This is a genomic window from Robertmurraya siralis, assembly GCF_005502275.1.
GTDB lineage: Bacteria > Bacillota > Bacilli > Bacillales > Cytobacillaceae > Robertmurraya > Robertmurraya siralis.
This window is the reverse complement of record NZ_SWLZ01000003.1, coordinates 83,169-105,047: the sequence shown is the minus strand read 5'-3', so window position 1 is coordinate 105,047 and position 21,879 is coordinate 83,169. Positions and strand designations below refer to the sequence as shown.

At 38.6% G+C, this 21,879-nt stretch carries 16 protein-coding genes; 10 read left to right on the top strand and 6 right to left on the bottom strand.

Annotated elements, in window-relative coordinates:
* Window positions 1-7 precede the first annotated feature (7 nt).
* Window positions 8-1,090, top strand: coding sequence for an AI-2E family transporter (locus FCJ93_RS05485; protein WP_137743102.1), 1,083 nt, complete (start codon window positions 8-10; stop codon window positions 1,088-1,090).
* A 203-nt stretch (window positions 1,091-1,293) separates the two neighbouring features.
* Here FCJ93_RS05485 and aroD read toward each other — a convergent pair whose 3' ends face one another.
* Entirely contained in the window at window positions 1,294-2,043 is a 750-nt protein-coding gene (aroD, locus tag FCJ93_RS05480) for a type I 3-dehydroquinate dehydratase (RefSeq protein ID WP_137743101.1), read from the bottom strand.
* Between the two features lie 225 nt (window positions 2,044-2,268).
* Entirely contained in the window at window positions 2,269-2,364 is a 96-nt protein-coding gene (locus tag FCJ93_RS05475) for a YjcZ family sporulation protein (RefSeq protein ID WP_095306318.1), read from the bottom strand.
* Between the two features lie 314 nt (window positions 2,365-2,678).
* Between FCJ93_RS05475 and FCJ93_RS05470 the strand changes: the two genes are divergently transcribed.
* The 8 genes from FCJ93_RS05470 to FCJ93_RS05435 all read left to right on the top strand — a co-directional run bounded on the left by FCJ93_RS05470 (window position 2,679) and on the right by FCJ93_RS05435 (window position 16,600).
* Window positions 2,679-6,449, top strand: coding sequence for a S8 family serine peptidase (locus tag FCJ93_RS05470; RefSeq protein WP_137743100.1), 3,771 nt, complete (start codon window positions 2,679-2,681; stop codon window positions 6,447-6,449).
* A 151-nt stretch (window positions 6,450-6,600) separates the two neighbouring features.
* Window positions 6,601-7,749, top strand: a complete 1,149-nt coding sequence (locus FCJ93_RS05465) for an acyl-CoA dehydrogenase family protein (protein WP_095306316.1) — start codon at window positions 6,601-6,603, stop codon at window positions 7,747-7,749.
* 338 nt (window positions 7,750-8,087) lie between these two features.
* On the top strand, window positions 8,088-9,989 hold the full coding sequence (locus tag FCJ93_RS05460) for a beta-propeller domain-containing protein (RefSeq protein WP_137743181.1): 1,902 nt from the start codon (window positions 8,088-8,090) through the stop codon (window positions 9,987-9,989).
* Window positions 9,990-10,385: 396 nt separating this feature from the next.
* Complete coding sequence (locus tag FCJ93_RS05455; RefSeq protein WP_095306315.1) at window positions 10,386-12,104, top strand: ABC transporter ATP-binding protein; 1,719 nt, start codon at window positions 10,386-10,388, stop codon at window positions 12,102-12,104.
* Window positions 12,105-12,251: 147 nt separating this feature from the next.
* Complete coding sequence (locus FCJ93_RS05450; protein WP_095306352.1) at window positions 12,252-13,139, top strand: carbon-nitrogen hydrolase family protein; 888 nt, start codon at window positions 12,252-12,254, stop codon at window positions 13,137-13,139.
* The gene (locus FCJ93_RS05445) at window positions 13,129-13,803 is read left to right on the top strand and encodes a GNAT family N-acetyltransferase (protein WP_137743099.1); all 675 of its coding nucleotides are present in this window, start codon (window positions 13,129-13,131) and stop codon (window positions 13,801-13,803) included. Before FCJ93_RS05450 ends, FCJ93_RS05445 begins: the two co-directional genes overlap by 11 nt.
* 432 nt (window positions 13,804-14,235) lie before the next feature.
* Window positions 14,236-15,360, top strand: a complete 1,125-nt coding sequence (proB, locus tag FCJ93_RS05440) for a glutamate 5-kinase (protein WP_095306313.1) — start codon at window positions 14,236-14,238, stop codon at window positions 15,358-15,360.
* Window positions 15,353-16,600, top strand: a complete 1,248-nt coding sequence (locus FCJ93_RS05435; RefSeq protein ID WP_137743098.1) for a glutamate-5-semialdehyde dehydrogenase — start codon at window positions 15,353-15,355, stop codon at window positions 16,598-16,600. Before proB ends, FCJ93_RS05435 begins: the two co-directional genes overlap by 8 nt.
* Before the next feature lie 135 nt (window positions 16,601-16,735).
* On the opposite strand, the gene FCJ93_RS05430 is transcribed toward FCJ93_RS05435, so the two are convergent.
* From FCJ93_RS05430 to pxpB, 3 genes are read right to left on the bottom strand one after another with little or no spacing between them, the layout of a single operon-like run.
* Window positions 16,736-17,506, bottom strand: coding sequence for a LamB/YcsF family protein (locus tag FCJ93_RS05430; RefSeq protein WP_095306311.1), 771 nt, complete (start codon window positions 17,504-17,506; stop codon window positions 16,736-16,738).
* Between the two features lie 14 nt (window positions 17,507-17,520).
* Entirely contained in the window at window positions 17,521-18,495 is a 975-nt protein-coding gene (locus FCJ93_RS05425; RefSeq protein ID WP_095306310.1) for a 5-oxoprolinase subunit C family protein, read from the bottom strand.
* 2 nt (window positions 18,496-18,497) lie between these two features.
* Window positions 18,498-19,175 (bottom strand): 5-oxoprolinase subunit PxpB, encoded by a 678-nt coding sequence (gene pxpB / locus FCJ93_RS05420; protein ID WP_095306309.1) that lies wholly within the window; start codon window positions 19,173-19,175, stop codon window positions 18,498-18,500.
* A gap of 305 nt (window positions 19,176-19,480) precedes the next feature.
* On the opposite strand from pxpB, the gene FCJ93_RS05415 reads away from it, so the two are divergent.
* Window positions 19,481-21,592, top strand: coding sequence for a peptidoglycan D,D-transpeptidase FtsI family protein (locus FCJ93_RS05415; protein ID WP_095306308.1), 2,112 nt, complete (start codon window positions 19,481-19,483; stop codon window positions 21,590-21,592).
* Window positions 21,593-21,631: 39 nt separating this feature from the next.
* On the opposite strand, the gene FCJ93_RS05410 is transcribed toward FCJ93_RS05415, so the two are convergent.
* Window positions 21,632-21,829 (bottom strand): alpha/beta-type small acid-soluble spore protein, encoded by a 198-nt coding sequence (locus FCJ93_RS05410; protein WP_095306307.1) that lies wholly within the window; start codon window positions 21,827-21,829, stop codon window positions 21,632-21,634.
* Window positions 21,830-21,879: the final 50 nt, after the last annotated feature.

The following is a 21,879-nucleotide window of genomic DNA, read 5'->3' as shown; positions in this document are numbered from 1 at the left end:
TTTGTAAATGGCGTTAACGGAAAAAAGATGGTTTCGAATAATGATTGCGATCATCTTATTTTTACTGATTATGTTTTTGCTAAATGTTAATAATTTTCTTTTAGAACCTGTTATGGTTTTACTGAAGACAATCTTTCTTCCATTTGTGTTGGCAGGAATCTTATATTATTTATGTCGTCCGTTAGTTACTTATCTTGTCAAGCAAAAGTGCCCTAAGTGGTTAGCGATTATTGCAGCTTATTTTGCGATCATCTTATTTGTATATGGGATTATAAAGTTAATTGCTCCACCAATAAATGATCAGCTCGAAAGATTTGTCGATAATCTGCCGGCGATGATATCAACCGTTATGGATTGGGCAGAGTATGTTCAAGAGAATCGCAGTACCTTTCCTAGCTTCATACAAGATGCTTTCCTAGCTGCCAGTCAAGATATTGAGTCAAGGTTGCAGGACAATGTCGGCAATATTGCAAATGGGATATTAGGAGTATTTGGAGTAATCGGCGGTTTTATAAATATTCTATTTGGCATTGTGCTGGTGCCGTTTATTCTCTTTTATATGCTAAAAGATGGTCAACGTTTTTCAACAAGTGTTACAGCGTTCTTTCCGAAAAAGAAAAAAGAAAACGTATTGGCCATTTTAAAAGATATGGATAGAACAATTGCCACGTATATTCAGGGACAAATGTTAGTCTGTCTAATTTTAGGGATTCTCTTATTTATTGGCTATTCTATTATTGGTTTAAATTACTCCTTGGTTTTGGCAGTGTTTGGGATGTTCACAAATGTTATCCCGTTTTTAGGACCGTTTATTGCTGTTATTCCCGCTCTATTAGTTGCTTTATTTCAAGAGCCAATTCTTGTTGTATATGTTGCCATTGTTACATTAATTGCGCAGCAACTTGAAGGGAATGTCATTTCACCAAATGTTATGGGAAAGACTTTAAATATTCATCCTTTAACGATCATTGTGCTCGTGTTAACAGCTGGAAGTTTAGTGGGGATTGTCGGGGTTATATTTGCTATTCCACTGTACTCTATCGTTAAGGTGATTGTCATTAATATCGTGAAAATTTATCGAACAGCGTAGAGAAAGGATGTTGGCTCTGTAATAGGAGCCAACATCCTTTTTGTTTTTTTGGCAAAATGATAGCTTAATTCTGTTAAATAGTAAATATCTAAAGCTGTCAAATGTATGAACCTTTAACGCACCTAGAACATTTTCGAATCTATTTAGCATTTCTATTGCGGTTGACTCTATAGGTAGGTTCTTTGATGAATTTTCTTTTGTTCCTAAGCTTGATATTTTTTCATAGTTTTCATAATGGTGCGCAAATCTTCAATTAAAATTTGCCCGGGTGCAGAGCTTTTGTCACCGACAGCAAAAATAAGTTGGGACCCAAATATCCAACCAGCCATACGGCTAATTGCGCCCATTTTACCCATTGCCATTGTTGCAATTGGAATAGAAAGGAGTTTTTTCGCTTCATCGGTCGCATTAAGTAATTGGAGAACATCGGTAAGATTATGGGGCATGACCGCAATTTTCCCAATATCTGCACCTGAAATTTCCGCTCTTCTTAAAATAATGAGGAGCTCTTCTGCTGAAGGTGTGGATTCAAAGTTATGATACGATAAAATTAAAAGTTTTCCATTTTTTTCTGAGATCGACCGAATATGTGAAATTGCATCAGTATCACGCTGTAATTCATAGTCAATAAGTTCAATCGGTGCTTCTTTACATATTAATTCGAGCAAATGATCTAACTCGCGATCAGTTAAGGGGATGGGATTTCCTCCCTCTGCTTCTGAACGGATTGTGAAAAGAAGGGGGATGTTTCCTATTTCTGCTTTTAAATCATAGGCAAGTGCAATTACGTTTTCAGCATGCTGTAAATCTTCATAGTAATCTGCTCTCCATTCGATGAGATCGGGGGCATGCTCTTTTACTCGTCTTGCTTCTATTAACAATTTATTTCTCGTCTTGCTAACTATAGGTGTGCATATGTATGGATGTTTATTCAAGATAATTTTGTTCCTCATCGTCTATTGCTTCTCTCCTTACCGCTAATAAATGAAACTTTTGTTTTTAGAAATCATAACATTTGAAAATAGTTTTATCTAGAGGCTGAACGATCTTGCAGTTGCTTTGTCTACACTTAATGATGCAATAAATATGTCCAAAGCGCCAAAAAAGGCGCTTCAGAGTGCAGACAAAGTTAATATCCAATGCAAACTGGTGAGGCAAAGATATTTTATTTTTTCAGTTTAGTAACCAATAAAGCTAGCTCCGACAATAATTAGCAAAATAAATAGAACAACAATTAACGCGAATTTTGAATTGCCACCATGTTCGTAACTCATTAAGATCACCTCCAGTTTACAACTAAACAGCATAGGGGAAGCTGTTTCCCTAATATCATATGACGAATAAGAAAAGAGGGTTGGACAAGTAAACGACTCCAATCGCCTAAATTTATGAAATAGGTGAAAAGGATTGTTTTTTGACTATTATGTTAGTAAACTGGGATTATTTCAAAAATAATCCAAATTAACTAGCATATTTATAAATCTTTGAGTCCTCAGCCACTATTAAAGAAATTTGCTCCTATGATAACGTTAAAATACAACAAGAATATTCTGAATTTATATACTTTTCCCTAAAAAAGGAGGGCCTTATGAAGAAGCTTAAAGCGTTATCGATCTTATTAATTGTATTACTTTTTTTCACTACTTCCGCCTCTGGTGCAAGTCTTCCACAGCACAAGGAAAGTACACAAAGAGCTATCACTGCAAGTAAATCTATACAAAAATCTGAGTACGAACAGCACTATGATCCATCCGATACGGTGCGGGTTATTGTTGAGATGAAAACGGAGCCAGCGATTGAATATGCGCAAAAGCGGGGAAAACGTTATAAAGAGCTTCCAGAGGCAACAAAGAATAATTTGAAAGCTGCAAAGCTGGAAGAACAAAATAAAGTGAAGGAAAAAGTCAAAAAGAAGAAGATAAGTCTTCGTGAGAAGGAAACATTTACGACAGTTTTAAACGGATTTAGTGCGGAAGTTAAATATGGGGATATTGAAGAAATAGAAAAGCTACCAGAAGTTTCTGAAGTTGAAATAACATTGGAATATGAGCGTCCACAAGATTCTCCAGATATGGTGTATAGTAAAGAGCTTGTTCAAGCTCAAGAGGCTTGGAGAGAGTATGGCTTCAAGGGTGAAGGAAAAATAGTCGGCGTTATTGATACCGGACTTGATCCGTCCCATCAGGATATGGTTCTTACTTCAAAAAAAGAGGCAGCACTGAAAAAAAATGATGTAAATAAATATATAAGAGAAAACGGTCTTAAAGGACAATATTTTTCTGAAAAAGTCCCTTACGGATATAATTATATGGATGAAAACAATGTTATTCGTGATATCGCTCCAGGTGCCTCCATGCATGGAATGCATGTTGCGGGAACAGTTGGAGCAAATGGCAACGAGGATAATGGGGGAATAAAAGGAGTTGCTCCAGAAGCGCAGTTATTAGCTTTGAAGGTCTTTGGCAATGATCCCAATATTACGACAACTTACGGGGATATTTATGTAAAGGCAATAGATGACGCAATTATTTTAGGTGCAGATGTGTTAAATATGAGTCTCGGTTCAACGGCAGGCTTTGTTTCAGCGGAGACAATGGAACAGAAAGCCATTACAAGAGCAGTTGAAAATGGAGTTGTCATGTCAATATCTGCAGGGAACTCAGCCCATCTTGGTAACGGTTGGGCAAATCCATTAGCATCTAATCCTGATATTGGTGTTTCCGGTTCTCCAGGACTTGCCTACGATTCTCTTCAAGTCGCTTCTGTGGAAAATACATTTATGGATTTGGATGCAGTCAATTATGTCATTGATGGAGAAGAGGACAAAGCACCATTCCTTTCCGCTGGGAATACTCATCCAAATGATGATGAAGTAAACACATTCGACCTTGTTTATGGTGAACTAGGTTATCCGGAAGAGCTCACGAATGTTGCTGGAAAGTATGTATTAATTCAACGTGGAGAGCTTTCCTTTGTTGATAAAGCAATAAATGCCCAAAATGCTGGTGCAGTGGGAGTTATTATTTACAATAATACTGATGGTTATGTCAATATGGCAACAGATGCTGCTATAACCATTCCTCAGCTGTTTATGCTTAAAACGGACGGTGATAAATTAGCATCCGCGATTCAGTCTGGACAAGCCATCTCGATTACATTTAACGGAGAAAAAACGACTGCTCCAAACCCTGAAGGTGGAAAAATGAGTGACTTTACCTCTTGGGGGTTAACTCCGAACCTAGATTTTAAACCGGAAATAACCGCACCAGGTGGACAAATTTACTCAACCCTTGAAAATAATCAGTATGGGATGAAAAGCGGAACATCAATGGCGGCTCCTCATGTTTCCGGTGGCGCTGCTCTTGTACTGGAAAGGGTTGATAATGAATTTGGCGTGATCGGTTTTGAGAGGGTTAATATCGCAAAAAACCTGCTTTTAAATACCTCTGCGCCTATTAAGGATCAAGGCTTTGTCAATGGAGTATTTGGCTGGGATAACCCGTATTCTCCAAGAAGACAAGGGGCAGGAATTATGCAGCTTCATTCTGCTTTAAAATCACCAGTTATTGTTACAGAAAGCCGTACCAAAGAAGGAAAGGTAGCATTAAAAGAAATAAACGATCAATTTGAGTTTACCCTAACTGCCAAAAACTACAGTGACGAAGCTGTCAGCTATGATGTTTCAGCAAATCTGCAAACTGATTTTGCCGGCTGGGGCGAATTAGGTTATGAACCGGATGCTTTAGAAGCTGCACCGCTCAGCGATGCCAGTATTTTGATAAACGGTGAGCCTTTAACTGAAATCATTGTTCCGGCGAATGGGGCAGTTACCTTTTCGGTCACAGCAGATTTATCGAATGCGACAGTTGTAGAACCATCAACAGGTCAGTTAATCCCGGCTAAAGACGTCTTTGTTAATGGATATTTTGTTGAAGGGTTTGTAACGATGAAGGATCAGGCAGACGTCAATCCAACTTTAACAGTTCCATATGTTGGCTTTAACGGAAACTGGGATCAAGCTCCAATTATGGATGGAATGGTCTATGATGATCAGTCCTTTTATGGAATGGGAGGAGCTGTATATAACGCAGGTGAAGATAGCTATAATTATTTAGGCTACAACCCGATTACAGAAACGATCTCAAAAGAAAATATTGCGATCTCTCCAAATGGAGATCATATTCAAGATGAGTTTATTCCTGTTTTATCTTTCCTTCGAAATGCTAAACAAGTAGAATTAGCGATTCTCGATGAGGATGGAAATCGTTTAAGAAAGCTACGAACTGAAAATGAAATACGAAAAAACTATTATGATGGTGGTTTAAATCCGCATTATACGTTAAATTCACAATGGCAATGGGATGGAACCATTGAAAATGCAACCGCAGATGATGGGCAATACTATTATGAAATTCGTGCTGTCGTTGATTATCCAGATGCAGAGTGGCAGTCTGTCTTAATCCCTGTACTTGTTGATACGGTAGCTCCAACTATTGAAGCGGAATTAGCGGAAACTACTTTAATATTGAATGTTGAAGATAATGAAAACGGCTCAGGCATTGCCTATATTGATCTATTAGTAGATGAAGACTCCATCCTTGAGACGCCGCTTTCTGGTGATACGACTGAGTACATTCTGCCTCAGGAAGTAGCACAGGGCGAGGTAACTGTTATAGCTTATGATTATGCTGGAAATGTAACGGAGGAAACAGTGGAAGGAAGCAATAACGATACAACAATGCCATTTGTCTATTTGGAAAACCCAGAAGCACTACAGGTTTTTAATTCGGGTGAATTGCATGTGAACGGCTATGTGATTGAAAAGGAATCTGGCTTAAAGGAAATGTCCATCGCAGGTGAAAAAATTCCGTTCCAATTCAATGAATCTACTGGTCGTTATGAATTTGATGCCACTATTCAAGTAGAAGATAATTTCCATCGATTGGATGTAAGAGCGATTGATTATGCCGGAAATGAGTTTTCCATTAAGAGGGATGTATTTGTAGATAGCACCGCTCCAGTTTTGGAAGTAAGTGGATTACCAAAAGATCAATACATCAAGCATAATTCGAAAAATCCAGTTATAGACATTCGAGTTATAGACAATTTTGATGAAATTCGCTTTTATTTCAATGGAAGTGAAGAGTTCTATCAAGAATTGCAGGCTCCATATGCGATGAGAGGCTTTGACAAAGTCTTTTCTGGCTATACTTTACAACTAAAAGACGGTTGGAATATTTTTACATTCGAAGCAGAAGATATTGCAGGGAATAAAACGACTGAAACAATAGAGCTTTATAAATTGAAAAAGGGAGAAAAAGCTCCCAAGAAAGAGAAGCCAAAAAAAGATAAAAAATAAACATAAAGAGCAGAGAGAGTGAGTTTGAACATTCTCTCTGCTTTTTTGTCGTTCTGCTGTAAATTTATTGTTTAATAAATTAATTTGATCCATAATAGTGATAAGAATAATTCCTATTAATATAGTAGGATTAATGAGTGAGGGATTAGATATGCGATTTCAAGAGACAAGGACATTTGAAGAAAAGCTAAAACTAATGAGAGAAATGTCTGAACAGTTTAGAACGAGAGCAGCAAAGGTTGACGAAGAAGCTTCTTTTCCCTTTGAAAATATTAAAGAGCTTAAAGCTTCAGGGTACACTCAACTAACGGTACCAAAAAAATACGGTGGAGAAGAAATCACTTTATATGAATTAGTCCGTCTACAGGAGCAAATTGCAATTGGTGATGGAGCAACCGCTTTAGCGATCGGTTGGCATATGGGGATAGTAAAAAATCTTGCAGAAAAAAGGTTATGGCGTGAGGAAATTTTTAAAAGAGTGATGGAGGATGTCAAAAAAGGTGCTTTATTAAATGGGGCAGCGAGCGAGCCTCAAACAGGAAGTCCTACAAGAGGCGGAAAACCGACGACGATTGCCAGAAAAACAGAAAATGGCTGGATCATAAATGGTCGCAAGACGTTTACGACCATGTCTCCAGTACTTGATTATTTTATTGTTAGCGCAAGCATTGAAGAATCCGATGAGGTTGGGAATTTTCTTATCCATCGTTCTCTTCCTGGTATAATCATAGAAGAAACATGGGATAGCGTTGCGATGAGAGGAACAGGGAGCCATGATCTAGTTTTAATGGATGTTGAAGTATTAAGTGATGAATATGTCGAGCGATTTGTTCCTGGACAGAAAGGAGCGAATGGTTGGTTGTTGCATATTCCTGCCTGTTATTTAGGAATTGCTCAGGCTGCACAAAAGTATGCGATCCATTTTGCCAAAACTTACTCACCGAACAGTATTTCAGGAACGATTATTGATATTCCTGCTGTCCAACAGCGAGTAGGTGAAATGGAGCTGCGAATTTTAGAAGCTAAGCATTTTCTCTATTCGGTTGCGAAGCAATGGGATGCTTTAGCAGAGGTGGAAAGGATGCGCTTAAATGCTGAGCTTGGTGCTGTTAAATATGCGGTGACAAACAAAGCGATCGAAGTAGTTGATTTGGCAATGCGAATCGTGGGAGCTAGAAGCCTGTCTCAGCAAAATCCCCTTCAACGCTATTATCGTGATGTGAGGGCAGGACTCCATAATCCACCGATGGATGATATGACAATACAGGCATTGGCCAGAAAAGCACTTGCCGACAATTGAAAAGAAAATCCTAGCTAAAGTGCCTATAACATTAAGCAAGTGAAGAAATTTCCACTTGCTTTTTTGAGTTATCTTTATGAAGCGAAAATCGGTATTTATCCTTCTCCAGCAAGCTGGTATATTTGAAAATCTCCCAAACTTGAAGAGGCATCAGGCCATTTGATCTAAAAAAGGTAATCCTCTTACTTTTTGAGTTAACGACATTTTTTTACTCACCATTTTTTGTTGTATAAATAATTTGTAATATTTATGTAACTTTACCAATGAGATTTAAGTCAAAAAAGTGAAGACAATATTTACATTTACGATTTTTACATTCAAAGGAGGATGAGTAGTTGATGAAAAGGAGAGGGATTTTAATCACTGCTGTTATGATTTTATTTTGTTCTGCTGCGCTCTATTTTCTTAATAAGGGTGACAGCGCAAACCGTCAAGCAAAAGCTCTACCATTTGCCACCGATAACAGTACAGTTCCTGTTATTTCGTCAAAAGAAAAGCTTAATCAATACTTTAAAAAGGTTATGAAGGAGGAACGAAGCAATTTCAGTTTATATAAGATGGAAGAATCGACTGCAGAAGATAGCGGTGGGTCTTCTGAGAATAGTGCACAATCATTTGATGCTTCAGAAACGAATAATCAGGTACAAGGGGTGGATGAAGCGGATCTTGTCAAAACGAATGGAAGCCATATTTTTCAAGTTGTCGACGGAAAAGTGCATATTATCGAGACAAATGATGGCGATGATATGAAATTACTTCATTCATTTTCCTTTCCAGATCACTTTTCTCCGTCAGAACTGTTTCTCCATGGTGATAAGCTGTTAATTGTAGGACATAGCTATGAGGAAATGGAAGCTTCTAAGAAGGTGGACGATTCAAATAAGATGATGATTGCTCCAATCAATGAGATGACAAAGGCAATCGTCTTTAATATAAAAGACCCGAGCAACCCAAAGGAAGAAAGAACGATATCCATTGAAGGCCATATTGTGTCAATGCGCAAAATAGACGGAAAAGTGTATGTTGTGACAAATCAATTTCCTCAATATTGGCTCTTGAGGGAAAATGAAGATGTGGATTTAAGACCTCGTTATAAAGATAGTACTGTAAGTGGGGAAAATCTATCTGTCGGTTATGATCAAATTCACATTTTTCCTGAATCTAAGGAAGGAAATTATACCATTATTGCTGCATTTGATTTAGAAAACCCAGAGAAAGAGGCGAAGATCACTACGTATTTAGGCGGGGGAAATCAGCTTTATATGTCTAAGGAAAATATATATATTGCCTTGCAAAATTGGAATGTCAGACCGTTAAGTGATCGATCAGATGCTACAGTGAACACAACCATTTACAAATATGCTGTTGATAATTTAAATGTAGAATTTGTTCATTCAACAGAGATAGATGGGAACATTTTAAATCAATTTTCGATGGATGAACATAACGGTTATTTTCGAGTTGTCACGACAGAAGGAAATACATGGGATGAAGAGAGTCCTTCTGCTAACCACTTATTTATTTTTGATGACCGTTTAGAAAAGGTGAGCTCTATTGAAGATTTAGCAAGAGGAGAAAGAATTTATTCGGCCCGTTTTATGGGAGATAAAATTTATATGGTCACATTTAAAGAAACGGACCCGTTATTTGTCATTGATGCATCAAAACCTGAGGAACCAGAAGTTTTGGGAGAATTAAAAATTCCCGGATTCAGCAACTATCTTCATCCCTTTGATGAAAATCATCTAATCGGTTTTGGTCACGATACAAAGGTTGTACCGGCAAAAGACTCAAGTGAACCTTTAATTTTCACGGAAGGGGTCAAGCTTTCCTTATTTGATGTATCAGACATGAAAAATCCGAAGGAAAAGTTTACAAAAATTATCGGTGGAAGAGGGACATATTCCCCGCTGAACTACGATCATAAAGCATTATTATTTGATAAAGGGAAAAATATCTTTGCCTTTCCAATTAATATTTATGAAGAGACTGAGGGAGAGAATTTTGAAGAAGGTTTTAAGTTTCAGGGAGCACATATATACAATATTGATTTAAATCAAGGATTTCAATTAAGAGCTGAGATCAGCCATATGAAGGGAAAGCAAATATATGAAGAATGGCATAATGAAATTAGGCGAATCCTTTATATAGATGAAACCCTGTATGTCCTTTCAAATGGAAAAATTACATCACATTCACTTACCGACTATAAGTTAAAAGATGAATTAACACTGAATTAGTTATTATCATGAAAAACTCAAATCCAAGGTTTGAGTTTTTTATGATTTTCATCTGCCTTTTTTAAAACATGAGCTCAGATTAAAGGGGGTTAACGATGGAGTTAATGAGCAAATTTGTTTTATATATTGATAATGCTTCCATCCTTACGTTGATTTCTAGTCTTGTTAGGTATTAATTAAATGGGGGACTTCCCCCTTACTAATTATTTTAGCAAGGCTAAATTTTTTCTCAAACTATTGGGAAGTTCGTATGTTAACGCTTATTCTCTTTATTTATAAGTCCATTTCAATCTAGAATGATTTACATTTTCATTTGTCATGGTTATGATATATTTTAGTAGTTTACTAACATGGTGAAATGGAATAAAAATTTGTCAGTTAGAGAGGATTACAGTCATGATTCGTCGCTTTATTTCTTATTATAAACCTCATAAGAAATTATTTACGCTTGATTTTACTAGTGCCATTATAGTTGCTTTATTGGAGTTGGCATTTCCCCTTGCTGTCCAATGGTTTATCGATGATCTTTTACCCGATGAAAATTGGTCAATGATCGTTTCGGTGAGTGCAGGGTTGCTTGCTCTATATTTAATGAGTATGTTCCTTCAATATATTGTCAATTACTGGGGGCATAAGCTGGGAATTAATATTGAAACGGATATGCGTCAGGAACTGTTCCAGCATGTGCAAAAGCAATCTTTCCGCTTTTTTGACAATACGAAAACGGGGCATGTGATGAGTCGGGTTACGAATGATTTATTTGATATTGGAGAATTAGCCCATCATGGACCAGAGGATGCATTCATCGCTGTGATGACATTCGTCGGTGCATTTTGGATTATGCTGACGATCAATGTCCAGCTCGCTCTTGTAACCTTTTTAGTTGTACCTTTTCTTATATGGCTAATTACATACTGTAATATTCATATGAATAAGGCTTGGAAAAGAATGTATGGAGAGATTGCTGATATCAATGCTCGTGTTGAAGATGCTGTTTCAGGTGTCCGCGTGGTGCAATCATTCACGAACGAAAGATTCGAGATTTCGAGATTTACAACCAATAATCAGAGATTTCGTACGGCAAAATTAGCAGCTTATAAGGTTATGTCCTATACTTCTGCTGGAATGTATATGATGACGCGCTTATTTGTGTTAATCGTGTTAGTTTATGGTGCTTGGTTAAGCTTTAATGGAGATCTCTCATATGGAGAACTTGTCGGCTTTGTTCTTTATGTAAATGTCCTTTTTAAACCAATCGACAAAATCAGTGCGTTGATGGAGCTATATCCTAAGGGAATGGCTGGATTCAAGCGATTTACTGAGTTGATTGATACGATCCCTGAAGTGCAGGACAAAAAAGATGCTATTGAAGTAGGAAATTTACAAGGCGATATTACTTTAAAGAAAGTAAGCTTTGCATATGATAAAAGCAAGCAAGTGCTTGAAAATATAAGCTTGCAAATTCATGCTGGTGATACGGTTGCTTTTGTGGGCCCATCTGGTGCTGGAAAAACAACGATCTGTTCTTTAATCCCTCGTTTTTATGATGTGGATGAAGGAAGCATTACGATAGACGGCATTGATATTCGCGAGATGACGAAGAAATCTCTCCGTTCCAATATTGGCATCGTGCAGCAGGATGTATTTCTATTTACTGGCACATTAAAAGAAAATATCGCTTATGGCAAGCTTGATGCAACAGATGAAGAAATTAAAGAAGCAGCTCGACGTGCCCATCTTGAGGATTTCATTTATTCCCTTCCTGATGGCTACGAAACGCAAATTGGTGAACGTGGACTCAAGCTTTCTGGCGGACAAAAACAACGCATTGCCATTGCTCGCATGTTTTTAAAAAACCCTCCGATACTAATTTTGGATGAAGCAACATCTGCATTGGATACAGAAACAGAATTAATTATCCAAAAGGCGTTAAATGATCTTGCCCAAAATAGGACAACATTAATTATTGCCCACAGGCTGGCAACGATTCGCAATGCGGATCGTATTGTCGTTGTGACAGAGGATGGCATTGCAGAAGAAGGAAGCCATGATGAGTTAATCAAACGCGGTGGAATATTTGCAAACCTGCACAACGTACAATATCAGCAAAGCTAAACGCTCTTTTTTGATAGCTGATTAGATATTTGAACGTAGAACTTACTTCATTGGATCGTAACGTGACTCAAAAACAACTTACTAGTCATGGAGAAGGTGTGAATTTTTAGCAGAAATAGTGAAGTCAAGAATAAGGGGGAATGAATGGTGAAGCTTCGTGTTTCAGCAGTACAATATCAATTGCAAACAGTCAGCTCTTTTGAGGAGTTTGCTAATCAATGTGTTCATTATGTAAAAACGGCTCAAGAGTTTGGAGCGGAATTTGTTCTTTTTCCAGAATTTTTTACAACTCAACTACTATCAATTGGAGATGACGAAGGTGCTCCGCTTACAATAAATGATTTACCGCGATTTACAGAGCTATATGTAAAGTTGTTTTCAGAATTGGCAAAAACAACAAATATGCATATCATTGGCGGCACCCATGTAATTGAAAGAGGCGGTAAACTATATAATGTAGCCCACCTATTCTATCCAGATGGAAGGATAGGAGAACAAGCGAAGCTTCATATTACCCCAACAGAAGTTGATGAATGGAATATGTCGTCAGGTGACGATTTCAAAATCTTTGATACAGATAAAGGCAAAATTGCCATTTTAACTTGCTATGACATTGAGTTTCCTGAAATTGTTCGGATGGCGAAGGCGAAAGGTGCGGATGTTATTTTTTGTCCGTCATGTACAGATGATCGCCACGGTTTTCATCGGGTTCGTTATACGAGTCATGCGAGAGCGATTGAAAATCAAATCTATGTGGTTGTGACAGGTACAGTTGGTTCGTTGCCAACAGTAGATTTTATGAGAGCAAACTTTGGTCAGGCAGCAGTTATTACTCCGAATGATATTCCGTTTCCGCCAAAAGGAATCATGGTTGAAGGAGAATTAAATAATGATATGGTCGTAACTGCAGACCTGGATTTATCTCTTCTTTATGAAGTAAGAGAAAGAGGGGCGGTAACGACATGGAGAGATCGTCGTACCGATCTTTATGTTGATTGGGAAAAATCGAGCAAGGGTGAAATGAATGAGCTATAGAAGTGAATTCTATGTCTTTGATAATGGGATAACTTTTCCTGCTGTGATAAGAAATTACGATATCAATGATTTTGATCAACTTATCGAAATTCAATCGGAATGTTTTCCCCCGCCGTTCCCATCGGATCTTTGGTGGAATAAGGAGCAATTAAAAAACCATACGGCATTGTTTCCGGAAGGGGCGATTTGTATGGAAATTGATGGGGAGCTTGCCGGCTCATTAACAGGTTTGTTAGTTCATTTTGACCCAAGTGCACCTACCCATACATGGGAGGAAATCACCGACAACGGATATATTAGAACGCATTTACCAACAGGAAACACTTTATACATTGTTGACATTAGCGTTCGGCCAAAATTCAGAAAACTAGGCTTAGGGAAAATGATGATGCAAGCCATGTATCATCTTGTTATTCAAAAGGGGCTCGACCGTTTACTTGGTGGTGGAAGAATGCCGGGCTATCATCGGTTTGCAGAACGATTAAGCCCTGAGCAGTATGTGGATGAAGTCGTATCAGGAAAAATAAAAGATCCGGTCATATCGTTTCTATTAAAATGTGGCAGAACCCCAATCGGGCTAGTGAAAAATTATTTAGAAGACGAAGAATCTCATCATTACGGGGTATTAATGGAATGGAAGAACCCCTTTCAAAATATTAAATGATAAGAGACAGGGACACAAGAAGGTGAATTTGAGCGTACTCAAATTCACCTTCTTCTATTCATTCTGACACTCTGTTGGCCATGCTCTCGGCAATAACGCTATTTTTAATGAAAAATCCTCTTGACATCTAATCGTTAACTGGGCATAATATATAAAAATATTGAACGTTTATGAAGGACTAGTACGCATCGTGTGGAAGTGTCAGAGATTGGGGTTTATGAGCTGAGAGATCCCATCACGAAAGCCTTGTGGAACCTACCTTCAGAGTCCTATGCAAACATAGGCGTTTTCTCAGCGTTATTGAGGTAAAGTGGAATGTAGTCTAAAAGCATTCAACCAAGGTGGTACCACGGAGAGCTAAACCCTTTTCGTCCTTAATTTATAGGACGGAAAGGGTTTTTTGATTTTTAGTTAAAGGAGAAGCAACAGCATATGAATAAAAAACGAATTGTCGTTAAAATTGGTAGTAGTTCGTTAACGAATGCAAATGGGGAGATTGCGGAAGGAAAGCTTAAAGACCATGTAAAAGCAATTGTTTCGGCTAGGCGGGCAGGACATGAGATTATTCTTGTATCTTCTGGTGCAGTTGCAGCTGGCTTCAAGAAGCTTGGCTATCCTGCAAGACCTGTTAAGTTAAAAGGGAAACAAGCTGCTGCAGCCGTGGGACAAAGTTTATTAATACAAACCTATGCAAAAGAGCTAGCTCCTTTCGGGATTACACCTGCACAGATTCTGTTAACGAGGAATGATTTTTCCAAAAAGGATCGTTATCGCAATGCTTATTCGACCATTTCTGAGCTTTTGGCACGTGGAATTCTTCCAATCATAAATGAAAATGATACAGTCTCGGTTGAAGAACTAACCTTTGGAGATAATGATATGCTTTCTGCACTTGTGAGTGGAATGCTCCATGCTGACCAGCTGATCATTTTGACTGATATTAATGGGTTATATGATCGTGATCCACGTGATGATTATAATGCAAAACGTTTTGATTTTTTAGAGGATGTATCGGAAGAAATGATGGAGGCTGCAAAGGGGACGGGCTCAAATGTTGGAACAGGGGGCATGAAATCGAAGCTATTGGCTGCAAAAACAGCCATTTCTTTAGGGGTGAAGGTATTCATAGGTTTAGGGAAAGGGGAAGACAAATTATTGCGAATTCTTACTGGATTTGGAGATGGAACATACATCGGAACCGAAATGCTCTCCTCCGTCAAGAATAATAAGCAATGGATTTCCCTACATTCACCAATAGCCGGGAAGTTATTTATTGATCAAGGTGCTGAAAAAGCTTTGTTGTCACAAGGGAGCAGCTTACTGCCAGCAGGAATTTATGGGGTTGATGGAGTATTTGATAAAGGAAATGTTGTTGAGGTCTACGGAAGAAACGGTTTATTAGGAAAAGGAGAGGTTTTATACTCATCCGATGAAATCCGGAAGCTAATGGGGAAAGGGCGAGAAGAACTCAAATTTGAAAAAGTTTACATCACTAATGAGGTTATCCATCGCGATCAATGGGTGCAAATATATGAAGGGAGAGATGAACATGAGTGAGGTCATTTTTAAAGGTGAGAAGGCTAAAGTAGCAAGTCATCAGCTAGTAGGGGTCACAACGGAGGAAAAAAATAAAGCTTTGCAGAAAATTGCTAATAAATTAAGATCGGAAACAGACCAACTCCTTGCAGAAAATGATAAAGATTTACAAGCTGGAAAAATGAAAGGACTGTCAGATAATATTTTAGATCGGATCATGCTGAATGCTAAGCGAATTGACGATATGGCAAATGCGATTGAACTGTTGGTCAAGCTAACGGATCCAATTGGAGAAAATTTAGAAACAATCAACAAAGAAAATGGTTTATTGATTAAGAAAAAGCGCGTCCCAATTGGAGTGATTGGCATGATCTATGAGGCACGTCCTAATGTGACGGTTGATGCAGCGACCTTGTCGATAAAAACAGGAAATGCAGTTGTTTTAAGAGGTAGCTCCTCAGCTTATTATTCAAATAAAGCACTTGTGCAGGTGATTCATCAAGCCCTCGAAGAAACTGCGATTCCACTTGATGCTGTACAGCTTATTGAGGATACAAGTCGTGAGACAGCGAAACAATTATTTACATTAAATGAGTACTTGGATGTCCTTATTCCTCGAGGAGGAAAAAGCTTAATTGAAACGGTAGTACGTGAATCTACTGTGCCCGTTTTAGAAACAGGTGCAGGAAATTGCCATGTTTACATTGATGAGTCGGGGATTTATGAAATGGCTGAAAGCATTGTTATTAATGCAAAAACTCAGCGCCCTTCTGTGTGCAATGCGATTGAGACGGTACTGATTCATGAAAAATGGTTTCAGCAATACGGCTTGAAGCTACTTGCCACGTTAACAAACCATGAAGTGGAGGTTTATGGCGATCAAAAGGTAGTTCAGTCTTATAGGAGGGCTAAACGAGCAACAGAGGAAGATTGGGGGACGGAGTTTTTAGCTCTTAAGCTTAGCGTGAAAATTGTGGATAATGTTCATGAAGCAATTGAACATATTAACCGATATGGGACAAAACATTCGGAGACAATTGTAACAGAAACAAATGAAAATGCTGAGGCCTTTCTAATGCAGGTTGATGCGGCAGCAGTTTATCATAATGCTTCAACTAGATTCACTGATGGATTTGAGTTTGGCTATGGTGCAGAAATTGGGATCAGTACGCAAAAATTGCACGCCCGAGGCCCGATGGGACTCGAAGCGTTAACATCAAGTAAGTACTTCATTTATGGCAGCGGACAAATTAGGGAATGATTATATTCCTTTTTCCAATTAGTGTGAACGATTGAATGAACTCCTTCAAAAGTAAACCTGCCTGTTTAAAATCATATCTTTACCTTGAGAGGAAAACCGTCCCGGTATACTCATGAAGAAGGGGTTCATTTTTTGCTATTTTCTATTTTGTAAAAAGTTACGTATCGTAATTCCGTTTTCTACTAAACTAACGGAAATTTCCCTTGCTATCGCTAAGGCGTTTTCTCCATCTCCGTGAAGGCAAATGGTATCTGCTTTTATATCGATATCAAGACCTTCGTTAGATTTTATTTTTCCTTCCTTTACGATACGGATCGCTTGTTTTGCTGCTGCTTTCTTGTCGCTTAGGACACTATTTACTTCGTATCGTGAAGCTAATGAACCGTCGCACATATATGTGCGATCAGAAAAAGCTTCTGCAGCTGTTTGCAAACCAAATTTTTTTCCTGCCTCAATGAGGGCGCTGCCCGCAAGTCCGAAAAGAATTAGTTCGTTATTGACTTTATAAATTGCTTTTGCAATGGCTTCAGCTAATTGTTTATTTTTTGCAGCCATATTATAAAGTGCACCGTGCGGCTTGACATGCTGCATTACTCCGCCCTCTGCGGTAATAAAGCCCTGTAAGGCGCCAATTTGATAGATGACTAAATCATATGCTTCTTCGGGATTGATATTGATTTCTCTGCGACCAAATCCATTAAGATCGGGAAGTCCAGGGTGGGCACCGATCGCTATATTTTTATTAATGGCTAGGAGTACGGTTTCTCGCATAATTCTAGGGTCGCCCCCATGAAAACCGCAAGCGATATTTACGCTCGTCACATAGTTCATGATTTCTGCATCGTTTCCAAGCTTATAATGACCATAACCTTCTCCAATATCACAGTTCAGATCAATGGTATACATGGCTATTTTCCTCCTTAGCTGTATTTGAGGCGAATTCCTGTTTTTATCAGTTGTAAGTATCGTTCTCTTTGTCTCAAAAGTTGTTGCGCTTTTTCGATGGTTATCAATTCAAAATCAATTCGATCGCCTGGTTTCATTTGCGCAAGAGAAGGGAAATCGACGGACGCAACCTGAGCGATCTTCGGATATCCGCCTGTCGTTTGCCGGTCAGCAAGAAGTATAATTGGCTGCCCATCTGTTGTAATTTGAATCGTTCCAAATGTGACGGCTTCTGACAACATCTCTTCATCTCTTTGCAATGCTAGTGGTGTTCCTTTTAGGCGATAGCCCATTCGATCTGATTCTGTCGTTATCGTGTATTGGTATTTAAAAAAATTCGTTCTGCTTATATTCGTGAATTCCTCATATTGTCGTCCTTTCATGACACGGATTAGTTTTTTGGAGTACATTCTTTGATAGGGGACTGACCAGTTTGCAACCGTGCTTCCAGTCAACTTTTCAAAAATTCTTTTATTTAGTTTACTAAAAGGACCAAAGGTAAGCTTGTCATTCATCTGTAATGTTCTTCCGTCTACACCGCCAAATTTTCCACGTACATATGTGGAGGCACTTTCCATCACTTTGGGCACATGGAAGCCGCCGCTAACTGCAAGATAGCTTCGAGCACCAGCAAGACATTTGCCAAACGAAATGACGGTATCTTTTTTTATGAGAATACTTTTCCACATCGGTAGAGGTCTTCCATTGATAGATGGTGAAAGATTGCCTCCACAAATCGCTATGACCGCGTCTATATGAAATTGAAGCTGCGGACCATTTAATGTTATTTCCAAAATGGGGCTGTTCTCGCAGTTTCCTACTAAATAATTAGCGATGCGGTGGGCATAATCGTCCAATACTCCACTTACCACAACACCATCTTTTTGATATCCATATCTCCCTTGGTCTTGAACAGTAGTAAAGAAGCCGCGTTTAAGTACTGTCAACATTGTCAATTCACCCATTCATAATATTCATTTCGCGAAATAGGAATAAATTTAATTTTATCACCTGCCTTTAAAAAAGCTGGTTTTTGTTTGTCAATTTGAAATAAACGTACTGGAGTGCGACCGATGATTTGCCAACCTCCTGGTGAATCGATTGAATAAATGCCTGTTTGTTTACCAGCAATGCCAACTGAGCCAGCTGCAATATTTAACCGAGGCGATTTCTTTCTAGGTGCTGCTATTTTTTCTGACATTCCACCAATATAGGGAAATCCAGGAGAAAAACCAATCATATAAACTAAATAGTTACCATTTGCGTGGATGTTAATCACTTCTTTTTTAGTCAAGCTATTAACGTCAGCAACAAACTCTAGATCTGGACCAAATTCGTCTCCATAACAGACAGGAATAGTGACGATGTGCTGGTTGATTGCGTTGTGCTCTTCCATATTTAAGACGATCTTGTTAAGCTCTAGACAGGCTTCCTTATATAGAATTTCTGTTGGTTTATAAATGATCGTGATCGTCGTAAAAGCTGGAATATATTCAACCATCCATGAAGGCGGTGAATGCTCGAGAACATTTGTTATTTTTTGAATTTGCTGATGGGTTTTCGGGTCAATAACTTTGCCAAATTCCAGCAAGAGCGCATGGTCTCCCATTGGATAGAGCTGAAAGTTCATTAAAATTTCACCATTCTTTTATTAATTTTTAAAACTATTATAGTATGATAGAAAAAATTTTCATATATTTGAGGAAATGGTTTATTTGGTTCAATGGGTCTGAAACGAAGGTTTCAAAGGAATTGAGCCAAAGTCAACACCGACATATAACAAAATTTAATACTTTAATGTTATCACATCTATAAAATGAATGATGAACATCGTGTGAACAAATGCCGACTAACTAAAAATTCTTGAAAATAAGAAACTTTTTCCATAATTTAAGAGTCTAATATAGAGAATAATTATGAGAGAGGAGGGTAAATATGTATCCAGAAAAAAAGAAGAAGAAGTCCAATATTCCTATTCGTGTTAATATTTTATTTTTTGCTATTTTTGCCATGTTCTCCCTACTGGTGCTCCGATTAGGCGTCGTGCAAATTGTTCATGGAGAAAATTATAAAAAGGAAATCGAGCGTACCGAAGATGTGATCATCAGCCAACCTGTGCCCCGTGGCAGAATGTTTGATCGAAATGGCGAAATTATTGTTGATAATACGCCGAAAAATGCCATTACATACACCAACTATGGAGTAAGTGCGAAAGAGATGCTGAAAGTGGCAGAAAAGCTTGCTTTACTCATTGACTTTGAGCCAAAAAGAGTGCAGGAACGAGACAAAAAGGATTATTGGCTGATCAAAAACCCTGAACGTGGCGATGAAAAAGTTCCTGAGAAAGAACGAAAGAAGTTAAAGGACGAGTTAGAGCAGAAAGAATATGATAAAAAAATATATGACTTAAAGCTCGAGCGAATTACAGAAGAAGATTTGGCTGAGCTCAGTGAGCAGGATCTTGAAATAATAGGCATTTATGCGATTTTTAGTAGCGGGTATGCTTTAACTCCACAAATTGTTAAAAATGAAGGGGTAACGGACGAGGAATTTGCGATTGTGAGTGAAAATCTTCAATATTTGCCTGGAGTCGATACGACGACAGATTGGGAACGAACTTATACATTTGATAAAACATTGCGCACCATTCTTGGCGGGGTTACAACGACAAATGAAGGAATTCCGAAAGAACAATTGGAATATTTTTTAGCAAGAGATTACAGTCGTAATGATCGCGTAGGCAAAAGTTATTTAGAGTTGCAGTACGAAGATGTTTTGCATGGACAAAAATCAAAGGTGAAAAACATTACCGACAAAGCGGGAAACACGCTGAGGACAGAAGTAATCTCAGAAGGGCAAAGAGGAAAGGATCTCGTTTTAGCACTTGATATGGATTTACAGCTAGAAACGGAGAAAATTATTGAGAAACATCTAAAAAGCGCGAAACAACTAGGGAATACCGGTTTTCTTGACCGGGCTTTTGTTGTGATGATGGATCCTAATACTGGAGAAGTGTTCACAATGGCGGGCAAACAGCTTGTCAAAAATGAAGAAACGGGAAAAATGGAAATGCAGGATTTTGCTGCCGGTACGATTACAACATCCTACAATGTCGGCTCGACCGTTAAAGGTGCGACGATCATAACTGGACTTCAAACGGGTGCGATTAATACAAATACGTACATCCATGATACACCAGTAAAAATTAAAGGTACGCAGCCAAAAGGTTCGTATAGTAATAATCTAGGAACACTTGATCCAGTTGGAGCACTGAGGGTCTCTTCTAACGTTTATATGTTTCACACTGCCATTCGGATGGCGGGAGCCACGTACCGATACGATCAGCCGCTAAATATCGCTCCAACAGCATTTGATACAATGCGGCAATCTTTTAGCCAGTTCGGCTTGGGTACAAGAACAGGGATTGATCTTCCTAACGAACAAATTGGCTTTAAAGGTGAAGGCACCATACCAGGTCTCCTGTTAGATTTATCGATTGGACAATATGATACGTATACACCGATGCAATTGGCCCAATATGTGTCAACAATTGCCAATGGCGGAAATCGTGTTCAGACCCATGTAGTGAAAGAAATTCGTGAACCAGTTATGGATGGGGACAATGAGCTTGGTCCATTATTTGAAGAAATTCAGCCCCAGATTTTAAACCGATTAGATTTAAAACCGGGGTGGATGGAAACAGTGCAAAAAGGGTTTCGTCAAGTCGTAACTTCTGGTACTGCGAGTAGTTATTTTGCAGACGCTGAATATTTGCCAGCTGGTAAAACTGGTACTGCGCAAGCCTTTTACGATGGACCTCAGCGAAAAAATTATAAAGAGCCACCTGCCGTAATTAATTTAAGCTTCGTTGGCTACGCGCCTTATAATAACCCTGAGGTGGCGATTGCGGTCATCGTCCCTTGGGCTTACACAGGCAAAAATGGTCATCAAGCGAATCTCAAAATTGGAAGAGATGCTCTAGATGCCTATTTTAAGCTAAAAAAAGAACGTGAAGAAAAGAAGAGCCAAGCAGTTGACTCGAATTAACATTAGTCGGAGGCATAGTCATGCCTCCGACTTTGTTTGTTAATGATTTTGGTTGTTTTGTTGCAATTGCTGTTGCCCGAGTCGGACGAGTCGTTTCGTCATCTCGCCCCCAACTGAGCCGTTTGCACGCGCGGTCGTATCTGCACCTAGCTGTACCCCAAACTCATTGGCAATTTCCTCTTTCATTTGGTTAAGAACATTCTCAGAGCCAGGAACCAAAAGTTTGTTTCTTGCCATGATACATCACTTCCTTGCACGTATTGAGCAATCTTTGCATTGCTCATTTT